16 protein-coding genes are annotated in these 19,254 nt (G+C 66.2%); 6 read left to right on the top strand and 10 right to left on the bottom strand.

Features of this window, described 5'->3' with window-relative positions; translation table 11 throughout:
- Positions 1 to 387 precede the first annotated feature (387 nt).
- The gene (locus tag R4P47_RS22795; protein ID WP_317785837.1) at positions 388 to 1,713 is read left to right on the top strand and encodes a PhoH family protein; all 1,326 of its coding nucleotides are present in this window, start codon (positions 388 to 390) and stop codon (positions 1,711 to 1,713) included.
- 53 nt (positions 1,714 to 1,766) lie between these two features.
- Here the strand turns inward: R4P47_RS22795 and R4P47_RS22790 are convergent, their stop codons facing one another.
- A complete protein-coding gene (locus R4P47_RS22790; RefSeq protein ID WP_317785836.1) occupies positions 1,767 to 2,174 on the bottom strand; it encodes a limonene-1,2-epoxide hydrolase family protein in 408 nt (135 codons plus the stop codon).
- Positions 2,171 to 3,763, bottom strand: a complete 1,593-nt coding sequence (locus R4P47_RS22785) for a serine hydrolase (protein ID WP_411567380.1) — start codon at positions 3,761 to 3,763, stop codon at positions 2,171 to 2,173. The genes R4P47_RS22790 and R4P47_RS22785 overlap by 4 nt, the downstream gene beginning before the upstream one ends.
- Positions 3,764 to 3,892: 129 nt before the next feature.
- Here R4P47_RS22785 and R4P47_RS22780 point away from each other — a divergent pair, with 129 nt between their 5' ends.
- Entirely contained in the window at positions 3,893 to 4,750 is an 858-nt protein-coding gene (locus tag R4P47_RS22780) for an acyl-ACP desaturase (RefSeq protein WP_300524317.1), read from the top strand.
- A gap of 101 nt (positions 4,751 to 4,851) precedes the next feature.
- On the opposite strand, the gene R4P47_RS22775 is transcribed toward R4P47_RS22780, so the two are convergent.
- Positions 4,852 to 6,252 carry a class II fumarate hydratase gene (locus tag R4P47_RS22775; RefSeq protein WP_094641182.1) on the bottom strand — a complete coding sequence of 467 codons (1,401 nt, stop codon included), beginning with the start codon at positions 6,250 to 6,252 and terminating at the stop codon, positions 4,852 to 4,854.
- 47 nt (positions 6,253 to 6,299) lie between these two features.
- Complete coding sequence (gene glpX / locus R4P47_RS22770) at positions 6,300 to 7,340, bottom strand: class II fructose-bisphosphatase (protein WP_068052852.1); 1,041 nt, start codon at positions 7,338 to 7,340, stop codon at positions 6,300 to 6,302.
- Positions 7,341 to 7,475: 135 nt separating this feature from the next.
- On the opposite strand from glpX, the gene R4P47_RS22765 reads away from it, so the two are divergent.
- Entirely contained in the window at positions 7,476 to 8,048 is a 573-nt protein-coding gene (locus R4P47_RS22765; RefSeq protein ID WP_094641183.1) for a DUF4245 domain-containing protein, read from the top strand.
- On the opposite strand, the gene R4P47_RS22760 is transcribed toward R4P47_RS22765, so the two are convergent.
- The 3 genes from R4P47_RS22760 to R4P47_RS22750 are packed head-to-tail and all read right to left on the bottom strand — an operon-like array spanning position 8,045 to position 10,142.
- Positions 8,045 to 8,269 (bottom strand): exodeoxyribonuclease VII small subunit, encoded by a 225-nt coding sequence (locus tag R4P47_RS22760; protein ID WP_068052858.1) that lies wholly within the window; start codon positions 8,267 to 8,269, stop codon positions 8,045 to 8,047. The genes R4P47_RS22765 and R4P47_RS22760 overlap by 4 nt on opposite strands.
- Before the next feature lie 14 nt (positions 8,270 to 8,283).
- Positions 8,284 to 9,546 (bottom strand): exodeoxyribonuclease VII large subunit, encoded by a 1,263-nt coding sequence (gene xseA / locus R4P47_RS22755; RefSeq protein WP_411567379.1) that lies wholly within the window; start codon positions 9,544 to 9,546, stop codon positions 8,284 to 8,286.
- Complete coding sequence (locus tag R4P47_RS22750) at positions 9,543 to 10,142, bottom strand: lipid droplet-associated protein (protein ID WP_317785834.1); 600 nt, start codon at positions 10,140 to 10,142, stop codon at positions 9,543 to 9,545. The genes xseA and R4P47_RS22750 overlap by 4 nt, the downstream gene beginning before the upstream one ends.
- A 122-nt stretch (positions 10,143 to 10,264) precedes the next feature.
- Here R4P47_RS22750 and R4P47_RS22745 point away from each other — a divergent pair, with 122 nt between their 5' ends.
- Positions 10,265 to 11,272, top strand: coding sequence for a 4-hydroxy-3-methylbut-2-enyl diphosphate reductase (locus R4P47_RS22745; RefSeq protein ID WP_317785833.1), 1,008 nt, complete (start codon positions 10,265 to 10,267; stop codon positions 11,270 to 11,272).
- A gap of 61 nt (positions 11,273 to 11,333) precedes the next feature.
- Here the strand turns inward: R4P47_RS22745 and R4P47_RS22740 are convergent, their stop codons facing one another.
- On the bottom strand, positions 11,334 to 12,467 hold the full coding sequence (locus R4P47_RS22740; protein ID WP_317785832.1) for a DUF6542 domain-containing protein: 1,134 nt from the start codon (positions 12,465 to 12,467) through the stop codon (positions 11,334 to 11,336).
- A gap of 20 nt (positions 12,468 to 12,487) precedes the next feature.
- Complete coding sequence (locus tag R4P47_RS22735) at positions 12,488 to 13,654, bottom strand: DNA recombination protein RmuC (protein WP_317785831.1); 1,167 nt, start codon at positions 13,652 to 13,654, stop codon at positions 12,488 to 12,490.
- 122 nt (positions 13,655 to 13,776) lie between these two features.
- On the opposite strand from R4P47_RS22735, the gene R4P47_RS22730 reads away from it, so the two are divergent.
- Positions 13,777 to 14,967, top strand: coding sequence for an exonuclease SbcCD subunit D (locus tag R4P47_RS22730; protein WP_317785830.1), 1,191 nt, complete (start codon positions 13,777 to 13,779; stop codon positions 14,965 to 14,967).
- Positions 14,964 to 17,972, top strand: coding sequence for an SMC family ATPase (locus R4P47_RS22725; protein ID WP_317548479.1), 3,009 nt, complete (start codon positions 14,964 to 14,966; stop codon positions 17,970 to 17,972). The genes R4P47_RS22730 and R4P47_RS22725 overlap by 4 nt, the downstream gene beginning before the upstream one ends.
- Here R4P47_RS22725 and R4P47_RS22720 read toward each other — a convergent pair.
- The gene (locus R4P47_RS22720; RefSeq protein WP_411567378.1) at positions 17,954 to 19,234 is read right to left on the bottom strand and encodes an AI-2E family transporter; all 1,281 of its coding nucleotides are present in this window, start codon (positions 19,232 to 19,234) and stop codon (positions 17,954 to 17,956) included. The genes R4P47_RS22725 and R4P47_RS22720 overlap by 19 nt on opposite strands.
- Positions 19,235 to 19,254: the final 20 nt, after the last annotated feature.

Raw genomic sequence — 19,254 nt, 5'->3', positions numbered from 1 at the left:
GCCCGGTGCGATACCGAGCCCAGGCCCTCGCGGCCTAGGATTTCCATTAACCGGTCCAACCCACGGGGACCAGTGCACAACGAAGTCGCATTGATTCACCCCGGGGGAGGGCACTTTCGGCACCGGTCGGCCGGCGACCTGGGGCGATGTCGACGTAACGCGTTGTTCACCGACACGCCAGACTTCCAGCGAGCCGATACCGGATTTCGGCGGTACCGTCGGCAGTAACAGGCAGCGGGGAAGCTACCTGTGCGGGAGGTTCTGATACGTGACTGAGCTAGTGAGCGCGAGAGGGCCGGTACCCGGTCCTCGTGTCACCTGACACATCGGACCCGACCGGCCGAGCGACAGAGTTTGCGCGGTGCCGCGCAGACGTAGGAGCCCCACGTGACCACTTCACGCTCCGTTTCCGCCCCTCTTCGGACATTCGTGCTCGATACCTCGGTCCTGCTGTCGGACCCTTGGGCAGTCATCCGATTCGCCGAGCACAATGTGGTACTCCCGCTGATCGTCATCAGTGAGTTGGAGGGCAAACGCCACCATCACGAACTGGGATGGTTCGCGCGGGAATCCTTGCGCATGCTCGACGACCTGCGCGTCGAGTTCGGCCGACTCGACCAGCCGGTTCCCATCGGAACCTCCGGTGGCACATTGCAAGTCGAGCTCAATCACACCGATCCTTCGGTTCTTCCCGTCGGATTCCGCACCGACTCCAACGATTCTCGTATCCTCGCCTGCGCCCTGAATCTGGCGGCCGAGGGCAAGGACGTGGTGTTGGTCAGCAAAGACATTCCGTTGCGCGTCAAGGCCGGTGCTGTCGGTCTCCCCGCCGACGAATACCACGCTCACGACGTCGTTCCCTCCGGTTGGACCGGCATGACCGAGCTCGACGTACCGTCCGACGCGGTCGACACGCTGTTCAACGACGGTGTCATCGACCTGGCGGAGGCGCGAGACCTGCCGTGCCACACCGGAGTTCGACTGCTTGCCGGACGGCAGAGTGCGCTGGGGCGCGTCACGCCGGACAAGCAGATCCAACTCGTTCGCGGTGAGCGTGAGGCGTTCGGCCTGCATGGCCGTTCGGCGGAACAGCGCGTGGCGCTGGATCTTCTGCTCGACGAGAGCATCGGCATCGTCTCGCTCGGCGGAAAGGCCGGCACCGGTAAGTCCGCTCTGGCGCTGACCGCAGGGCTCGAGGCCGTTCTCGAACGTCGCTCGCATCGGAAAGTCGTTGTCTTCCGGCCTCTCTACGCCGTCGGCGGCCAGGAGCTCGGCTACCTCCCCGGTAGCGAGAGCGAGAAGATGGGCCCCTGGGGTCAGGCGGTCTTCGACACCCTCGAAGGGCTCGCGAGCCCGGAGGTGATGGAGGAGGTCATCGCCCGCGGAATGCTGGAAGTGTTGCCGCTGACGCACATTCGCGGTCGATCGCTGCACGACTCCTTCGTCATCGTCGACGAGGCACAGTCACTCGAGCGCAACGTGCTGCTGACGGTGCTGTCCCGGCTGGGCTTGGGCTCACGCGTCGTACTCACCCACGACGTCGCTCAGCGAGACAACCTCCGCGTCGGACGTCACGACGGCGTTGCCGCAGTGATCGAAAAGCTCAAGGGACACCCACTTTTCGCGCACATCACCCTCACCCGCAGCGAGCGTTCACCGATCGCTGCACTGGTGACGGAAATGCTCGAAGAGTTCGGCCCGTCGGGAGCCTGACCCCCCTCGTGAGCGGAACCTCGTAGCCCACTACGAGGTTCCGCTCACCTGGGTCACCGGCCGACGACGACCCGGAAGCTACCTCGCACAACGCCTTTCAGGAAGTCGACGGTGTCGAAGTAGTCCCGCCACACGGCTATTCTGCCGTCGCGCAGCTCGAAGGTTCCGCACACCCAGAACTCGATTCGGAGTCGCCGCCAGATCAGAACGTCGGTGCGCTCGGTGAGCACGACATTCCCGTCGGCGGCGATGTTGTGCACGATCACGTCGAAGCCGAACGCGGGTTTGGCCAGCATCGCCATGAACTTGCCCACGTTCGCGCGGCCGCGCACCTTGGGCAACCCGACGTTGTGCCAGACGATGCGGTTGTCGAGCAGAGACATCGCGCGATCGGTGTCTCGACTTCGCAACGCGTCGAACAGATCCAGCACGGTCTCGGTTGCCTGCTGTGTCTCGGTCATTTCGTGAACCGCCCCAATCCATCGCCGTCGAAGAACTCGAGTGTCAGCGTATTCGCGTCGAACATCGCCTGGGAAATGGTTCCGTCGGGCGCGTTCTCGCCGGTCGGCTCGAACGTGAACGTGTCACCGTCCCAGGGCGACAACTCGTACGACGTCGAGTTCGGTCCGAGGGACAACACCAACTCACCGTTGACCTCCGCTACCGTCGCCGGCCCCCAGTAGCTGTTCTGGTACACCCCGGTGTACGACGCGAGAGGTTGTGGCGCAGTGGGATTCGCGGGAGCGGTCTTGCCCGCGAGCTCGCCTTCCGGTTCGCTCATGCCGGCGAACGCATTCGTGTACAGCGTTCGCCAGTCCTCCCGCACCTCACCGAACTGAACGAGGTCCGCGAACTCGGCCGTCACCGTTTCGGCGATACCGAGGGGCGCGGCGTTGGTCAGTATGACGATGGCGACGTCGAGCGACGGAATCCACAGGAAGTTGGTGCCTGCCCCGAGCGCGAACGCTCCCGAGTGGCTGACCGTCGTGCGGCCGGCCGCACTGGTGGAAACGTTGAACCCGTACCCGTAGTAGCCGGCGCGTGAGTCCGGCGTCGCCGACGGACTCGACACGATCTGCGCGCTGACGGCGGGCAGGAGGGCGTCGGGATCGACGATCTCTCGTCCGTCGTGGTTGCCGTCGGCCACGAGCATCGTCAGCCACTTCGCGAGATCGTTCACCGAGGAGCTGACGCCACCGGCCGGGGTCTGTGCATCGGGTTCCCGCTGATACTTCGCCTGATACTCACCGTCGACGAGAACGTGAGGTACGGCCCGGTCGGCCCGCGCGGTGTAGTCCGCGAACGACGAGCTGGTCGAGGTCATGCCGAGCGGGCCGTAGATCGTGTCCCGGCTGAGGGTGTCCCAGTCCTTGCCCGACGCCGCAGCGACGGCCTCGGCCGCGGCCGTGATTCCGAAGTTGGTGTAGTGGTACGTCGACCGGAACGGGTCGAGGGGCACCTGCCTGAGGCGTTCGAGAACCTGGCGCCGGTCGTAGCCGAGGTCCTCGAGCAGATCGCCGGCATGCTCGGGAAGCCCGCTTCGGTGGGCGTAGAAGTCGCCGACCGTGATGTTCTCCGTCACCCAGGGATCGTCGAGCGCGAACCACGGCAACTGCGAGACCACCGGCGTCGACCAGTCGATCACACCCGCTCCCACCTGGGACGCGATGACCGTCGCACCCACCGATTTGGACAACGAGGCCAACTGGAACACCGAGTCACCGTCGATCGGGTCGTCCTTGCCCACCTCGCGAACGCCGAAGCCCTTCGAGTAGACGACGTCCGAGCCGTGCACGACGGCGATGGCCATACCGGGAATGTTCGACGACGCCATCAGCTCCTCGGCGATGCCGTCGAGCTTGCCGACCGCCTCGTCGACGCCGCCGGTCGGAACATCGACGCCTGCGACCTGGCCGGGGGAGAGGTCGCTGGGCGGCGCGGGCTCCGATGTCGGCGGGCTTTCTGCGGCGGGTGCGTCGTTCGAGCACCCGACCAGCACGACCATCGAGCACACGACAGCAAGACACAGAAAATTTCGACCCGACCGCATCATGAGGAGCCCTCACGTCGATGACTGGATGCACCTGAGAATAGACCCGCGACGACCTGGCATTGGGAGAATTCACAATGGTCAGGGGCACGGCGTCGGGCGCTCGGGCGTAGGCGCTACGGTTACCGCATGTCTACGAACCTGTCCGACGGTGATCTGCTGGTCCGTTTGGAGCCCGCGGTCGAAGAGAATCTACGACGCCACATCGAGGCAGCCAGCGACTGGCATCCCCACGATCTCGCGCCGTTCGACGAGGGTAAGAACTTCGCGTTCCTCGGCGGCGAGGACTGGACGCCGGAGCAGTCGCACCTCAGTGATGTCGAAATCCTGTCCGCCACGGTCGGCGTGTTGGTGGCCGACAACCTGCCCGCGTACCACCGCGAATTGGCCCACGCCCTCACCGGTCTCGGAGCCTGGTGGAAGTGGACCGGCCGATGGACGTCGGAGGAGAACCGACAGTCGATCGTGTTGCGCAATTTCCTGGTGCTGACCCGCGCAGTCGATCCGGTCGCCCTCGAGCGCGTTCGGATGGAGCACATGACGCTCGGATACGACGCCCCCAGCCAGCATCTGCTCGACATCCTCGCGCATTTCGCCATCGAGGAGGCCGCAGCCTCGCTGCGCAACCGCAACACCATCGCCCTCGGCAAGGATCCGGTGCTCGCCACCATCCTCGGCCGGATCGCCGACGACGACGCGCTGCAGTCGGCATTCTTCGCCAGCATCCTCGACGAGGCATTCGCCGTGGTGCCCGATCAGGCCGCTCGCGCCATCGCGGACCGGATCAACGGCTTCAAGATTCCCGAGGTCAACCTTCCGGACCGCGGCAGCAGCACCGCCGCGCTCGCCGAAGCCGGAATCTACGACGCCGACCAGGAACGCGACAAGGTGTTCAAGCCGCTGCTCGCAGGCTGGAAGATCTTCGACCGCACCGATCTGGGCGAGGACGGCCTGAAGGCACGCGAGGAACTCGCTCACCTGGCTTGAGGTTCGGCCCCTTTCGAAAGCGTGAATGGTCCATTGCACACGTCTCGGCGGTGCAATGGACCATTCACGCGTTCGGGGGTCCGGCGGGGCGAACGGGAAAGCTAGTCCTTGACCTTCGCCATGGCGAGGACGTCGAGGCGCTTGTCCAGTTCTGCTTCGCTGAGCTTGTCGCCGATCAGTCCGCGGTCGATGACCGTCTGACGGATCGTCTTCTTCTCCTTGAGTGCCTGCTTGGCGACGGCGGCAGCTTCCTCGTAGCCGATCGCGGAGTTCAGCGGCGTCACGATGGACGGCGAGGACTCGGCGAGGGTCTTGAGGTGCTCGACGTTGGCTTCGAGGCCGACGACACACTTGTCGGCGAACAGGACCGAGACGTTGGCGAGCAGCTTGAACGACTCGAGCACGTTGCGCGCCATCATCGGGATGTACACGTTGAGCTCGAATGCGCCCGACGCGCCGCCGAATGCGACTGCGGCGTCGTTGCCGATGACCTGAGCCGCGACCTGCGTAACAGCCTCGGGCAGAACGGGATTGACCTTGCCGGGCATGATGGAGCTACCGGGCTGCAGGTCGGGGAGGGTAATCTCGCCGAGTCCGGTGAGCGGTCCCGATCCCATCCAGCGAATGTCGTTGGCAATCTTGGTCAGTGAGACCGCGATGGTGCGCAGTGCGCCCGATGCCTCGACGAGTCCGTCGCGTGCAGCCTGTGCCTCGAACGAATCCTTGGCTGCGGTGAGTGCGTCGATTCCGGTCGACGCAACCAGTGCTGCAACGACTTTCGGGCCGAAGCCGTCGGGTGCGTTGAGGCCGGTGCCGACGGCGGTGCCGCCGATGGGCAGTTCACCGAGGCGCGGCAGGGTGGCCTCGACGCGTTCGATGCCTGCTTCGATCTGACGGGCGTAGCCGCCGAATTCCTGACCGAGGGTGACCGGAACGGCGTCCATGAGGTGGGTGCGGCCGGACTTCACGACGTGCTTCCACTCGGTGGCCTTCACCACGAGAGCCTCGTGGAGGTGGCGCAGTGCGGGCACGAGCGACGTCACGGCGGCCTCGGTGGCGGCGACGTGAGTGGCCGTCGGGAACGTGTCGTTGGAGGACTGCGACATGTTCACGTGGTCGTTGGGGTGTACTTCGACGCCGGCCGCCTTCGCGATCGACGCGATGACCTCGTTGGCGTTCATGTTCGAGCTGGTGCCCGAGCCGGTCTGGAAGACGTCGATCGGGAACTGGTCGTCGTGCTTGCCGTCGGCGATCTCGGTGGCAGCGGCGATGATCGCGTCGGCCAGTGCGCCGTCGAGCAGACCGAGATCCTTGTTGACCTGCGCGCAGGCTGCCTTGAGCAGACCCATCGCGCGAATCTGAGTGCGTTCGAGCGGACGGCCGGAGATGGGGAAGTTCTCCACCGCACGCTGCGTCTGGGCACGCCAGAGCGCATCGATGGGAACGCGAACCTCTCCCATGGTGTCGTGCTCGATCCGGAACTGCTGTTCGTTCTCTGTCATTGACCTCTTGCCTCGGTAGGGGAGCGGAAACTTCGTCGAGCGGACGGTCAGAAGGACGGGATGGCGCCGGAGGTGTCGCCGTCGAAGTCGATGGTCGAGTACTCCTTGAGCTTGTTGAGCTGGTGGTACGCGTCGATCATGCGGACGGTGCCGGACTTCGAGCGCATCACGATGGACTGCGTGTGCGCGCCGCCGCCCGAGTATCGGACGCCCTGGAGCAGGTCGCCGTCGGTGACGCCGGTGGCGGTGAAGAAGACGTTCTCTCCCGAGACCAGGTCTTCGGTGGACAGGACGCGATCGAGATCGTGTCCTGCGTCGATCGCCTTCTGGCGTTCGTCGTCGTCGGTCGGAGCCAGCATGCCCTGGTGCGCGCCACCCATGCAGCGCATGGCGGCCGCGGCGATGATGCCCTCGGGAGTTCCACCGGTACCCATGAGGATGTCGATGGGGGAGGTGGGACGCGCGGCGGCGATGGCACCGGCGACGTCGCCGTCGGAGATCAGTCGAATGCGAGCGCCGGTGTCGCGCACCTGCTGGATCAGCTCGGCGTGACGGGGGCGGTCGAGGATGCACACCGTGACGTCGGAGGTGGATCCCTTCTTGATCTTGGCGACGCGGGCGATGTTCTCCGCGACCGGTGCGGTGATGTCGATGACGTCGGCGAAGTCGGGTCCGACGGCGATCTTCTTCATGTAGAAGACGGCGGACGGATCGAACATCGCGCCGCGCTCGGCGACGGCGAGAACCGAGATGGCGTTGGGCATGCCCTTGGCCATCAACGTGGTGCCGTCGACGGGGTCGACGGCGAAGTCGACCTCGGGGCCGTTGCCGTTGCCGACCTGTTCGCCGTTGTAGAGCATCGGCGCTTCGTCCTTCTCGCCCTCGCCGATGACGACGACGCCGCGCATCGAGACCGAGCTGACCAACTGACGCATGGCGTCGACTGCTGCTCCGTCGCCACCTTCCTTGTCGCCGCGACCGACCCAGCGACCCGAGGCGAGCGCACCGGCCTCGGTGACGCGTACGAGTTCGAGTGCGAGGTTGCGATCTGGCGCCATGGCGCGAGTGGACTCGGTGCTGGCCGTCATCGGTTTGTAGCCTCCTGGTTGGTGGGGTGTTACCCAGGCGCGATTATCTCACTTCTGTGATGCCTGCCGTGGGGTCGGGTGGTCTGTGAGGCACGCGCCGACCGAGCACTGCTGCGCAGAGGGGATACTGGTGGGGTGGCGAACAGCAAACCTCGGATTCTCAACAACAGTCGCGACATGGTGTGGTCGCTCATTCCGCTGGTCATCGCGTGTTTGTTGATTGCGGGCATCGCCAGTCAGTGCTCGCTGAGCCCCGGCGGGCCCCAGCAGGGGCCCATCCCCAACTTCGACGTGGACACCGCGTTGCAGTACGACGCGTCGGAAATCGGCTTTCCGGTGCGTAATCCGGCTGTTCCTGAGGATTGGACGCCCAACTCGGGCAGTCGTCCGACGATCTCCGGCGACAACGGCGGACCTGTGTCGACTGTCGGGTACATCACCGGATCGGGTGCGTATCTGCAGCTGACCCAGACCAGCGCCGTCGAGGAAGTGTTGGTTCCCTTCGTGGCCGGCGACGAGACGGTGTACGCGTCGGGCGCGCAGAACGTGTCGGGTCGAGATTGGGTCGTCTACGGCGAGGAAGGTTCGCGGAAGTACTGGGTCTCGGACTTCGGCGATGTGCGAATCCTGCTGGGCGGTACCGCGAACGACGCAGACTTCACCACGCTCGCCGAGGCCCTCGAGGTCGCCGAACCGCTGGAGCCCTAGCTGTCCTTCTCGGTGCTCGCGAGCGCGGTCTCGATCCGCTTGCGGGCTCCGGCGAGCTGCTCCTCACAGCGGGTGGCCAGCTGCTCTCCGCGCTCCCACAGGGCCAGGGAGGCGTCGAGATCGAGTCCGCCCTGCTCGAGGATCTTCACCACGCCCACCAGTTCGTCCCTGGCCTCTTCGTAGCCCAGTTCCGATACCGGCTTGTCTTCGTTCTCGCTCATACGTACTCCTTCTGTCATTTGACTCGCCCCATGACTGCGGCGGTGACGGCACCGTCGGCCACGCGCACTCTGATCTGTGTACCCGGTGGCGCGTCCTCGACCGAACGCAGAACCTCGGGATCCGAACCCGCAACCACCCGCTGTACGACGGCATAGCCCCGAGCAAGTGTGGCAGCAGGCCCCAGCGTCGACAGCCTGGCCCGCAGATGTTCGACGAGCGTGTCCTGGGTGGTGAGTTCGCGTTGCACGTCGCGTCGCGCCGCCTCCAGCAGACGTCGAACCTCCTCGCGGCGTTGCTCGAGCGAGGCCAACGGGTCCGCCAGTACCGGCCGGTGTCGGAGCATGTCCAGTCCGCGTGCCTCGCGCTCGACCCAATTGCGCAGCGCTGCAGCACTTCTCGACTTCAACTCCGAGACCAGAGCTTGTTCGGCGACGGCGTCGGGCACCACGAGTTTGGCGGCGTCGGTTGGGGTTGCGGCGCGCAGGTCCGCGACGTGATCGCTCAGTGGGCTGTCGGGCTCGTGGCCGATGGCACTGACGATCGGCGTGGTGGCGCGCGAGATGGCGCGGCACAGGGCCTCGTCCGAGAACGGCAGCAGATCCTCGACGCTTCCGCCGCCGCGGGCGAGGATGATGACATCGACGCTGGGGTCGTCGTCCAGATCTCTCAGCGCATCCAGAATCGCCGGCACCGACTGCGGCCCCTGGACCGGAGTGTTGCGAACCTCGAATCGCACCGCGGGCCAACGCCTCTGCGCGACGGTGAGCACGTCCTTCTCGGCTGCGCTGGCGCGCGCAGTGATCAGGCCGATGGTGCCCGGCAGAAACGGCAACGGGCGCTTGAGGCGTGGGTCGAACAACCCCTCCGCGGCGAGCAGCGCTCTGAGCCGCTCGATGCGGGCCAACAGTTCGCCGACGCCCACCGCGCGAATGTCCGTGGCGCGCAACGAAATGGTTCCGCGGCCGGTGAAGAACGACAGCTTGCCGTAGAGGATGACGCGCGCACCCTCGGTCAACGGAACCGGAGAGCGGTCGAGCAATTGCGGCGAGCACGTCACCGACAACGACATGTCGGCCGACGGATCACGCAGCGTCAGAAACGCCGTCCTCGTGCCGGGACGCGCATTGATCTGCGTGAGCTGGCCCTCCACCCAGATGGAGCCGAGCTTGTCGATCCAGCCCGCCACCTTCATGGCGACGGTACGCACCGGCCACGGCTGTTCGGCGGTGCTCGAGCCTGGCTGGGTGGGACCGGACTGGGTTGAGGGAGTGCTCACTTGGCCTTGGCGGTGGTGATGCGGTTGGCCAACATGGTCTGGAACGGTGCGCGGGCGAGCGTGTCGTTCTCGTAGTCCAGCAGAGTTTCGAGGTCTTCGATCGAGAGCGTGCGCAGGCGTGCGCGCAGCTGGGCAAGGGCGAGGGTGTCGAAGTCGATCATCTCGACGATCTCGGGCTTGTCGACGGAGGGGGCGCGCTTGGCCGAGGTGTCCTGCACCGGCTCGTCCAGCGGAGGCGTCGAGTACAGCGCGAAGCGGCCGTTCGCCGCGACCGGCTCGGCCACGGGGGCGTCGGGCACGTCGACGTCGTCGGTGACGACCGGGGCGTCGAAGACGTCGTCTTCGTCCTCGTCGAAGCTGGCCCAGGAGGGCTGCTCCTCGGTCGGGGTCCCGATCACCGGCAAGCTCGCGATGATCAGATCGCCCTTGATGGCCAACGCCGTCACCTGCTGCTGAAATCGCATCCCGCGGGCCAGCGCTTCGCTGACGACCGTCATCGGCAGCATCAGAGCGGAACCGGGAAGCTTGCGAGCCTCTTCCACGACGGTCACGGCGACGCCTGCAGCCACACGCGCTGCGAAGGGGACTCGAGTCATGCCCACCAGACTGCCCGAAACGGTGAACTTTGGGTAGCCGACAGGCTGTACGACCCGTTGCAGCCGGGGCCGGAGGACATGGAAACGAGGCAGGCGAGCTCGGTGCACGTATCCTGGGAGGTATGTCTTCGGCTGTTCCACTGAATCTTGGTATTGCACAGTCCGCCGGTACGGGTAAGTCCTCGTACGCGGGGGGTAAGCGAGTGCTGCTCGCGGAGCCGCGGGGCTATTGCGCGGGTGTCGATCGCGCGGTCGAGACCGTCGAGAAAGCGCTGGAGCAGCACGGTGCGCCGGTGTACGTGCGCAAGGAGATCGTGCACAACAAGCACGTGGTCGAGACGTTGTCCGATCGCGGCGCGGTGTTCGTGGAAGAGACCGACGAGGTGCCCGAGGGATCGCTGCTCGTGTTCTCCGCGCACGGCGTCTCACCCGCCGTGCACACTTCCGCGGCCGAGCGGAACCTGCGCACGATCGACGCCACCTGCCCGTTGGTGACCAAGGTGCACCAGGAAGCCAAGCGCTTCGCTCGCGACGACTACGACATCCTGCTCATCGGCCACGAGGGCCACGAGGAGGTCGAGGGCACCGCGGGCGAGGCACCCGAGCACATTCAGCTGGTGGACGGCCCCGACTCGGTCGCCAACGTCACCGTCCGTGACGAGAGCAAGGTCATCTGGCTGTCCCAGACCACGCTGAGCGTCGACGAGACCATGATGACGGTCGCCAAGTTGCGCGAGCGCTTCCCGACACTCCAGGACCCGCCGAGCGACGACATCTGCTACGCCACGCAGAACCGTCAGGTCGCGGTGAAGGCGATGGCACCGGAATGCGATCTGGTGATCGTCGTCGGTTCGAGGAACTCCTCTAACTCGGTGCGGTTGGTCGAGGTTGCCCTGGGCGCGGGTGCGCGGGCGAGCTACCTCGTCGACTACGCCAAGGAAATCGACCTGGCCTGGCTCGACGGGGTCGAGACGATCGGCATCACCTCGGGTGCATCCGTACCGGAGATCCTGGTGCAGGGCGTCATCGAACTGTTCGCCGAGCACGGCTACGCCGACGTACAGCCGGTCACCACGGCCAACGAGACCCTGGTGTTCTCCCTGCCTCGCGAGCTGCGCCCAGCCCGCTAGCAGCGGGAAAAGAGTTCACGCCCCGTACAGGAATTCCTGTACGGGGCGTTTCTCGTTCGGGCTAGTCGCTGTGACGGTCGCGGTAGCGAACCTTCGGCACCGGGTGCGGGGGAATGTCGTCCCGGCGCGGGTCAGGCAGAGAATGGCTGCCCTGGCTGTTTCCGGCGGTGTAGTCGGTGGCAGCGGGGCCGGCGGGGGCGCTCGTCCGAGGAGTCACGACCGGCCGAGCTCCGGTGCCGTACGGATCGGCAGCCTCTCGCGGAGCGTTGACCCGAGTCGATCGTTCGCGACGAGGTTCGGTCGAATACCGCGGCTCTGCCGAGTAGCGAGGCTCCGGCGCGTAACGCGACTCGGACGGTTGCGGCCGCCGGGCATCACGTGACTCTGCCTGCGGATACTGCGTTCGTGGATATTCGGGCTTCTGGTGCTCTGGCTTGTGGTCCTGACGCGGGGCGTCGGCGGAGTATCGAGTCTGCGGTGCCGAGGTCGGGGTAGCCGATCGCCGGGGGCTCACGGTGGGATCTGCCGCAGCACGAGAGCCGGTGCGAGGGGTCGAACGCGGGCGAGGATCAGTGCTTCTGCGACCGACGTACGGCCCGGGCACGATGTCGGTCGCCTCGGCCGCGGAGTCGGTGCTGCGATCGGCTGCGGCTGCTCGCCTGCGGGAGCGTTCGGGGCGCTCTTCCTGTGCCCGACGCTGTGCTCTGGTGGGCTTGTCGTCGCTGGGCTTCGGGCTGCGTCGCACAGCGGGGGCATGCGTGTTCTGCCGTTTGAGCACGATGCGCAAAACTCCGAGTCCGACGGCGACCAGGGTGCCGAGTAACATCAGCGGAAACCGGTTGACCAGCGGAATGGCCACGTTGAGGATGATGTCCTTGAGGCTGGTGCCTGCGTTGTCGGTGAAGTACTGGTACGACAGCGGCACGGCCACGAACAGGATCAGCGGGGCTTGCACCATCGCGGTGAACAGTCCGCGGAAGCGGACCAGGAGGACGCCGGCGATGCAGCCGAGGACGTACATGAACGCGAACGCACCGGTCAGTTCGGTACCGCGTGCGGCATCGATCAGGAATCCGAGAAAGGTCAGTCCCGCGGCGATCGCGACGGCACCCCATGCGGGAACGCCGGGCAGGGTCGCGAGGATGGATCGGTGATCCAGCGGTACCCCGGAGCGGGCACGTTGGGAGGTAGACACCCCCCGAGGTTAGCCGTTGTTCAGCCCACTGCATCGCTGACATGACCGAAGTCGTGCCGGTAGCGGGACGAATCGGACAGTTTGGGTCGCTCGTCCACTCGGGCGATGTCCACCGGATCGGCGTCGAACAGCTTGAGCTCGTGCAGCTTTCTCGCCGTCACGCTCACCCGGGTATCGACGGACCCGACGGTGGAATTGAAGGATTCCACGGCTTTGCCGAGGTGGGCACCGAGCTTGTCCAGGTGTGTCGAGACGACACCGATGCGCGTGTACAGCTCGCGTCCCAGTTGCTGGATGCGCGCAGCGTCCTCGGCCAGTGACTCCTGCTTCCACGTGTAGGCAACGGTTCGAAGTAGCGCGACCAGGGTGGTCGGGGTGGCCAGGATCACGTTCCGGCCGAAGGCGTACTCGAGCAGGCCAGTGTCCGAGGTCAGGGCCGCGTCGAGAAACGGGTCGCCGGGAACGAACAGCACGACGAACTCCGGCGTCGGCTCGAACGCCTGCCAGTACGCCTTGTCGGCCAGTTGGTCGATGTGGGTGCGCAGTTGCTTGGCGTGGCGTCGCAGATTCTTCTCCCGCGCGGCGGGATCCTCGTCCTGGGCGGCATCGAGGTACGCCGCGAACGGCACTTTGGCGTCGACGACGATCTGTCGACCGCCGGCGAGACGGACGATCATGTCGGGTCGGATGCCGTCCTTGCTCACCTGCGTGTCGAAATCGCAGTGCTTGACCATGCCCGCGAGCTCGACGACCCGCTCGAGCTGGATCTCGCCCCACCGGCCCCGGATCTGCGGTGCACGCAATGCCGTGACCAGCTGACCGGTCTGGGTGGACAGATGCATCGACGCCCGATGCATCCCGGTGACCTGCTCGGACAATCCCGCGTACGCCCGAATGCGATTGTGCTCGACCTGGCGCACGTGCTCGGAAAGCGCATCGACGGCGTCGTGCAGCGGCTCGACCAGGTGTGAGACCTGCTGGCCGATCACGGTCGAATTGCGTCGCGCAGAATCCTCGTTGACCGCGCTCAACGACTGCCGAAGCATGCCCTCGTGCTCGCGGAGCGCGGCCAGTTGGGCTTCGGCTCGAACGGCACGATCGCCCACCCGCGAGGCGTGCAACAACCAGCCGACGACCGCACCGATACCGAGAGCGACGAGCAGGCCGAACGCGGTGAGAATGTTCATGGACCAGATGATGCAGGACGGCACCGACAACTTCGGTTCGCGACGGCGTGCACCGCAGCTCACGTCCGACAGGCCGAGGCACCTCGAGGAGTTTGTCGGTGGTTCCCGATAGCGTCGAACGCATGAGAATTCTGCACACCTCGGACTGGCACATCGGTCGCACCTTTCACGGTGTCGACCTGTTGGCCGATCAGGGCGCTGTGCTGGAGTCCATCGCGGAACTGGTTGCGGCGCAATCGATCGATGTGGTGGTGGTGCCGGGCGATATCTACGATCGCGCTGTTCCCAGTGCCGATGCCGTCCTGGTCTGCAACCGCGGACTCGAGGCGATCAGAGCGGCAGGCGCGGTGATCGTCGCGACGTCGGGAAACCACGATTCACCCGCGCGGCTGGGCGCGGGTGCCGCGTTCGCCTCGGCGGGAGGGTTGCATCTGATGACGCGGGTGGGCGATGTCGCCACCCCGGTCGTCATCGAGGACGAGCACGGCTGCGTTGCGTTCTACGGCATTCCCTACCTCGAGCCCGAGACGACGCGGGCCGAGCTCGACGTTCCCACCGCGCGGACGCACGCAGAGGTTCTCAGCGCTGCCATGGATCGGATCCGGGGTGATCTCGCGACGAGAAACGAAGCGGGACAACATCATCGCTCGGTCGTACTCGCGCACGCGTTCATCGTCGGCGGTGAGGCGACCGGCTCGGAGCGGTCGATTTCCTCCGGCGGTATCGAAACTGCGCCTGCGTCGGCGTTCGACGGGGTCGACTACGTGGCGCTCGGGCACCTGCATTCGCCCCAGACCCTCACCGATCGAGTGCGGTACTCCGGTTCCCCTCTGCCCTATTCCTTCGGTGAGCGGTCGCATCGCAAGGCGGTATGGATTCTCGATCTCGACGCGAACGGGCTCGGCACCGTCGAGCGAGTCGACCTGCCGGTGGTACGCGGACTCGCCCGCATCGAAGGCACGGTCGAGCAATTGACAACGGACACAGCGCATTGCGAGTTCGAGGATCATTACGTCTCCGCCGTGCTCACCGACGAGGTACGCCCGGTCGACGCAATGCGCTTGTTGCAGCAGCGTTTCCCGCACGCGATCCACTTGGAATGGCGTCGCCCGGAGGGATCCGGCGAGCTTCGTTACCGCGACCGTGTGCGCGGCCGTAGCGATCTCGACATCGCCACCTCGTTCGTGACGGACATGCGCAGCGTGCCGACGGCAGCGGAGTCCGCACTCCTGGCTCGCGCGCTGGCCTCCGTGCATCGCGAGACCGAGGCCATCCGCGGGACGGCCACCACCGCCGACCGCGGTGCTGCATGAGACTGCATTCACTCGAGATCACCGCCTTCGGCCCCTTCGCGGGCACCGAGACGGTGGACTTCGACGCACTGGGAGCCGACGGGCTCTTCCTGTTGCACGGACAGACCGGAGCAGGCAAGACGACGGTGCTCGATGCCGTGGCGTTCGCGCTGTACGGAACAGTGCCCGGAGCTCGTCGCGAGGGCAAGCGATTGCTGTCCGATCACGCAGCCAAAGGCGCGGTGCCACAGGTCACGTTGGAGGCGACACTCGCTGGGCGACGCATCAGAATAGTGCGCAGTCCGGAGTTCCTGCGGCCCAAGCTCCGCAGCACGGGCACCACCAAGCAGCACGCCAAAGCCAGTCTCACCTGGCTCGACGGCCGCGGGCAGAACCTCACCCGGCTCAACGAGATCGGTGACGCCGTCAACGCGCTGCTCGGAATGAGTGCCGACCAGTTCTTCCAGGTGGTGCTGTTGCCGCAGGGTGAATTCGCGCGATTCCTCCGAGCCGACAGCGACGAACGCGGCAATCTGCTCGAAAGGCTCTTCGACACAGGCCGATTCGGAGATGTCGAAGAATGGTTCGCGCAGCGCCGCCGGGAGCTGGCCGCCGAACTCGCCGACGCTCACCACGCCATCGACATCATGCTCGGCCGGGTGTCGCAGGCATCGGGGATACCCGAGCCCGCGGGCGAGGACGGCGAGCAGCCGGACCCGCTCGAGTGGGCGGCCGACGTCCTGGCCGATGCCCGGCAGAATCGGACTCTCGCACAAGGTCGGGCGGTGCTGATCGACGCGGCAGCTCGGCGTGCGTCGGCAGCTCTGACGAAGGCCACCACCGTTCTCGATCTGCAGCGTCGTCGGGCTCTCGCCGAGGCGCAGCTCGTGCAGTATCGGGAGGGCGACACGGCGCGAGCTGCGCGCAGAACCGAGCTCGCCGATTCCGCTGCCGCCGGACCGATCGCGGCCACTGCCGCAGACCTCCGTCTCGCCCGCCGGACCACCGAGGCCGCGACCTCCTCACTCGCGGCGGCGGAGCGTGCGCTGCCGGCAACGGCGGAGGGGCGACGCTTTCACGCTGCGTTGCACTGGCCACCCGCGCCGGCGGATCCGTCGGACGAGCGCACGGTCGTTGCACAGTTCGTGCGTGACTGGACCACCGACGTCGCGCGGTTGCAGTCGCTGCTCGGTCTCGCTCGCGAGGCCGACCGACTCGACGGCACCCTCGTCGAATATCGTGCGCAGCAACGTACTACCGCAGCGGCGATCGAACGCACCGTGCAATCGCAGGCCTCGATGCCCGAGAAGATCGCAGCTGTCGAATCACGGATGGCACGAGCCGCCTCGGCTGTGGCGGAGTTGCCGGGCCTAGAGGAGCGCTGCAGTCGGGCCCGCGCGGCAGCCGAGTCCGCTCTCGAACTGGTACGCACACGCGCGACTCTGGCCGAGGCCGAACGTGCCCGCGACAGCGCTCGGGCAGCGCACAACACCGCCCGGGAGCACCTGCTCGATCTCCGTGAGAGACGCCTCGACGGGATGGCCGCCGAGCTGGCGGCCCGTCTGGAGGCGGGCGAGCCGTGCGTCGTGTGCGGATCGGAGGTGCACCCGCATCCTGCTGCAGCGTCGACGTCGACGGTGACCAAGGCACAGGAAGACAAGGCCGCTGCCGCAGAACGCAAGGCCGCTGGCGTGCTCGATCAGGCGGTCGCGGTTGTTGCTCGAGCGCAACGGGACGTGGATCTGCTGCACGACCGCACCGGTGGGGCCTCCGCTGCAGAGCTGGCCCAGACGCTCGATGCCGCAACCACCGCAGTGCAGGACGCCCGTGCGCGTGCCGCCGATGTAAAACCGGCATCCGCAGAGCTCGATCGCCTGCGGAGCGAGTCGGACGCGCTGACGGTCACGCTCCACGACCTGGTTGCCTCGCGGAGTGCCGTGGACGAGCGCATCGCGGCCACCGAGGAATCGCTGACGCAGATGCGTGCGTCGGTGGCCGAGGAAGTGGACGAGGGTGCGTCGCTGGCAGACCGAATCGCGGAGCGAGAAGCGTTGATCGACGGTGCCCGGCGTATTCAGGAAGCGCGCATCGCCTGGCTCGACGCCACTGCGCGGGCCGATGCGCTGGCAGCAGAACTGGACCGTGGGGTGGAGGCGTCGAACTTCGAGTCCGTCGACGCCGCCGCCGGGGCAGTGCTGACCGCAGACCGCGTCGAGCAGATCGAGACCGAGCTGCGTATCGCCGAGGAGACGCGTGCGCATGCCGAGCACGTGCTGCGCGAGCCCACCATCGTGGACGTGGCCGGTCGGCCGCCGGTGGATCTGGCCCCGCTGGAGCAGGCGTGCGCCGAGATGGACGACGAAGTCAGGGTCGCCGCTGCGGCGGTGGCGGAATGTCGAAGGCGCGCAGACGATCTGGAACGGTTGATCGCCGAATTGTTCACCGCGGCCCAGGCCATCGCGCCGCAACGTGCGGAATTCGACGAGCTCGCCAACCTGGCGGACGTGGTGGCAGGCCGGGGACAGAATGCACGCAAGATGTCGTTGCGTTCGTACGTCCTCGCGTCTCGACTCGAGGATGTCGCCGAGTCCGCATCCGCGCGGCTGCGTCGAATGTCTTCGGGACGATACGAATTCGTGCACTCCGACGAGGCAGGCGTCCGCGGCAAACGGGGCGGTCTCGGACTGGACATCAGGGACGACTACACCGGTGTGGTGCGCTCGGCCAAGACACTGTCGGGCGGTGAGGCATTTCTCGCGTCGCTCTCGCTCGCGTTGGGCCTCGCCGATGTCGTGGCTGCCGAATCCGGTGGCGTCGTCCTCGACACCATGTTCATCGACGAAGGATTCGGCACGCTCGACGCCGACACCCTCGAATCGGTGATGGCGGTTCTCGACGAACTACGTGCGGGCGGACGCGTCGTCGGCGTCGTCAGTCACGTCGACGAGATGCGTCAGCGCATTCCCAGTCGCCTCTACGTCAAGCGGGAGCGCACCGGATCCACGCTTCAGGTAGTGGCTTCCTGACCCGAGTCCTTCTTGTCGGAGTTCTTCTCCTCGTCGAGGCCGGCCTGCTCCTCGGTCAACCCGTCGGGCGGCGGGATTCTGTCCTCTAGCTCGTCCTGGTCCGGTTCGTTCGAGCGCGCATCGATCTGCTCGGACAGGTACCGGATCAGCACGGCCGCAACCGCCGCGGCCGGGACGGCCAGGAACGCGCCGATGATGCCGAACAGTGAGCTGCCTGCCGTCACGGCGAGCAGCACGATCGCCGGATGCAGGTTCATGCTGCGGCTCTGCAGAATGGGCTGCAGCACATTGCCTTCCAACTGCTGTACCGCGACGATGATGGCGAGCACGATCAGTGCAGTGGTCAGCCCGTTCGCAACCAGGGCCACCAGCACAGCGAGTGCGCCGGCGACGAACGCTCCGACGATCGGAATGAAGCCACCGATGAACGTCAGGGTCGCCAGCACCAGCGCCAGCGGAACGCCGAGAATGACCAGTCCGAGACCGATGAAGAATGCGTCGATGAAACTGACGATGGCCTGAGTTCGGATGAATCCGCCGAGGGTCGCCCACATCCGTGAGAGCACCTCGCCCAGATGAGTTCCGGCGCGGCCACCGGAGAACCCGTGCAACCACGGCAGGAACTTCGGTCCATCCTTGACGAAGAAGAACGTCAACACCAACACCAACGCCAGAGTGACCAACAGCGAGCCGGCGGCGGACACGCCGGTGAACACGCCGGTGGCGATGACCTCCCCGCTGTCCTGTAGCCGCGACACGATCGCCGACACGGCCGAGTCGATCTGGTCGTCGCCGATGTTCAGCGGCGGCCCCTTCAACCAGTCCTGAACCTGCGCGATACCGCCCGATGCCTGGTCGACCAACTCGGGAGCCTGCTCGGCGACCGACGGAACGATCAAGGTGATGATGCCGCCGATGACGACGAAGAACACCACGAGCGATACCGACGAGGCCAGGGCCGGAGGAAATCCCAGACGCATCATCAGCTTCGCCGGCGGCCACAGCACCGTCGCGACGATCACGGCGAGCAGGACCGGCAGCAGGATCACCCAGAACTGCCCGATCAGCCAACCCAACACCCACGCACCGGCTGCGATCGCAATGAGGATCAGCGACCACTTGGCCAGCCACATGCCACCGACCCCGATGAGGTCACCGCGATCATTGCCGGACGTCTTGGACTTCGACGGACTGCCGGGCACTGCCGATTCGGTCACTGTGGCTTCCTCACATTCGGCGGATGGCGGATCGTGAAGAACCATAACGTCTCGGTATGCCCAGC

It is taken from the genome of Rhodococcus sp. IEGM 1370, from assembly GCF_033142325.1.
In the GTDB taxonomy this organism is placed as follows: domain Bacteria; phylum Actinomycetota; class Actinomycetes; order Mycobacteriales; family Mycobacteriaceae; genus Rhodococcoides.
The sequence above is the reverse complement of the archived record's forward strand: the minus strand, read 5'-3'. Positions and strand labels throughout refer to the sequence as shown.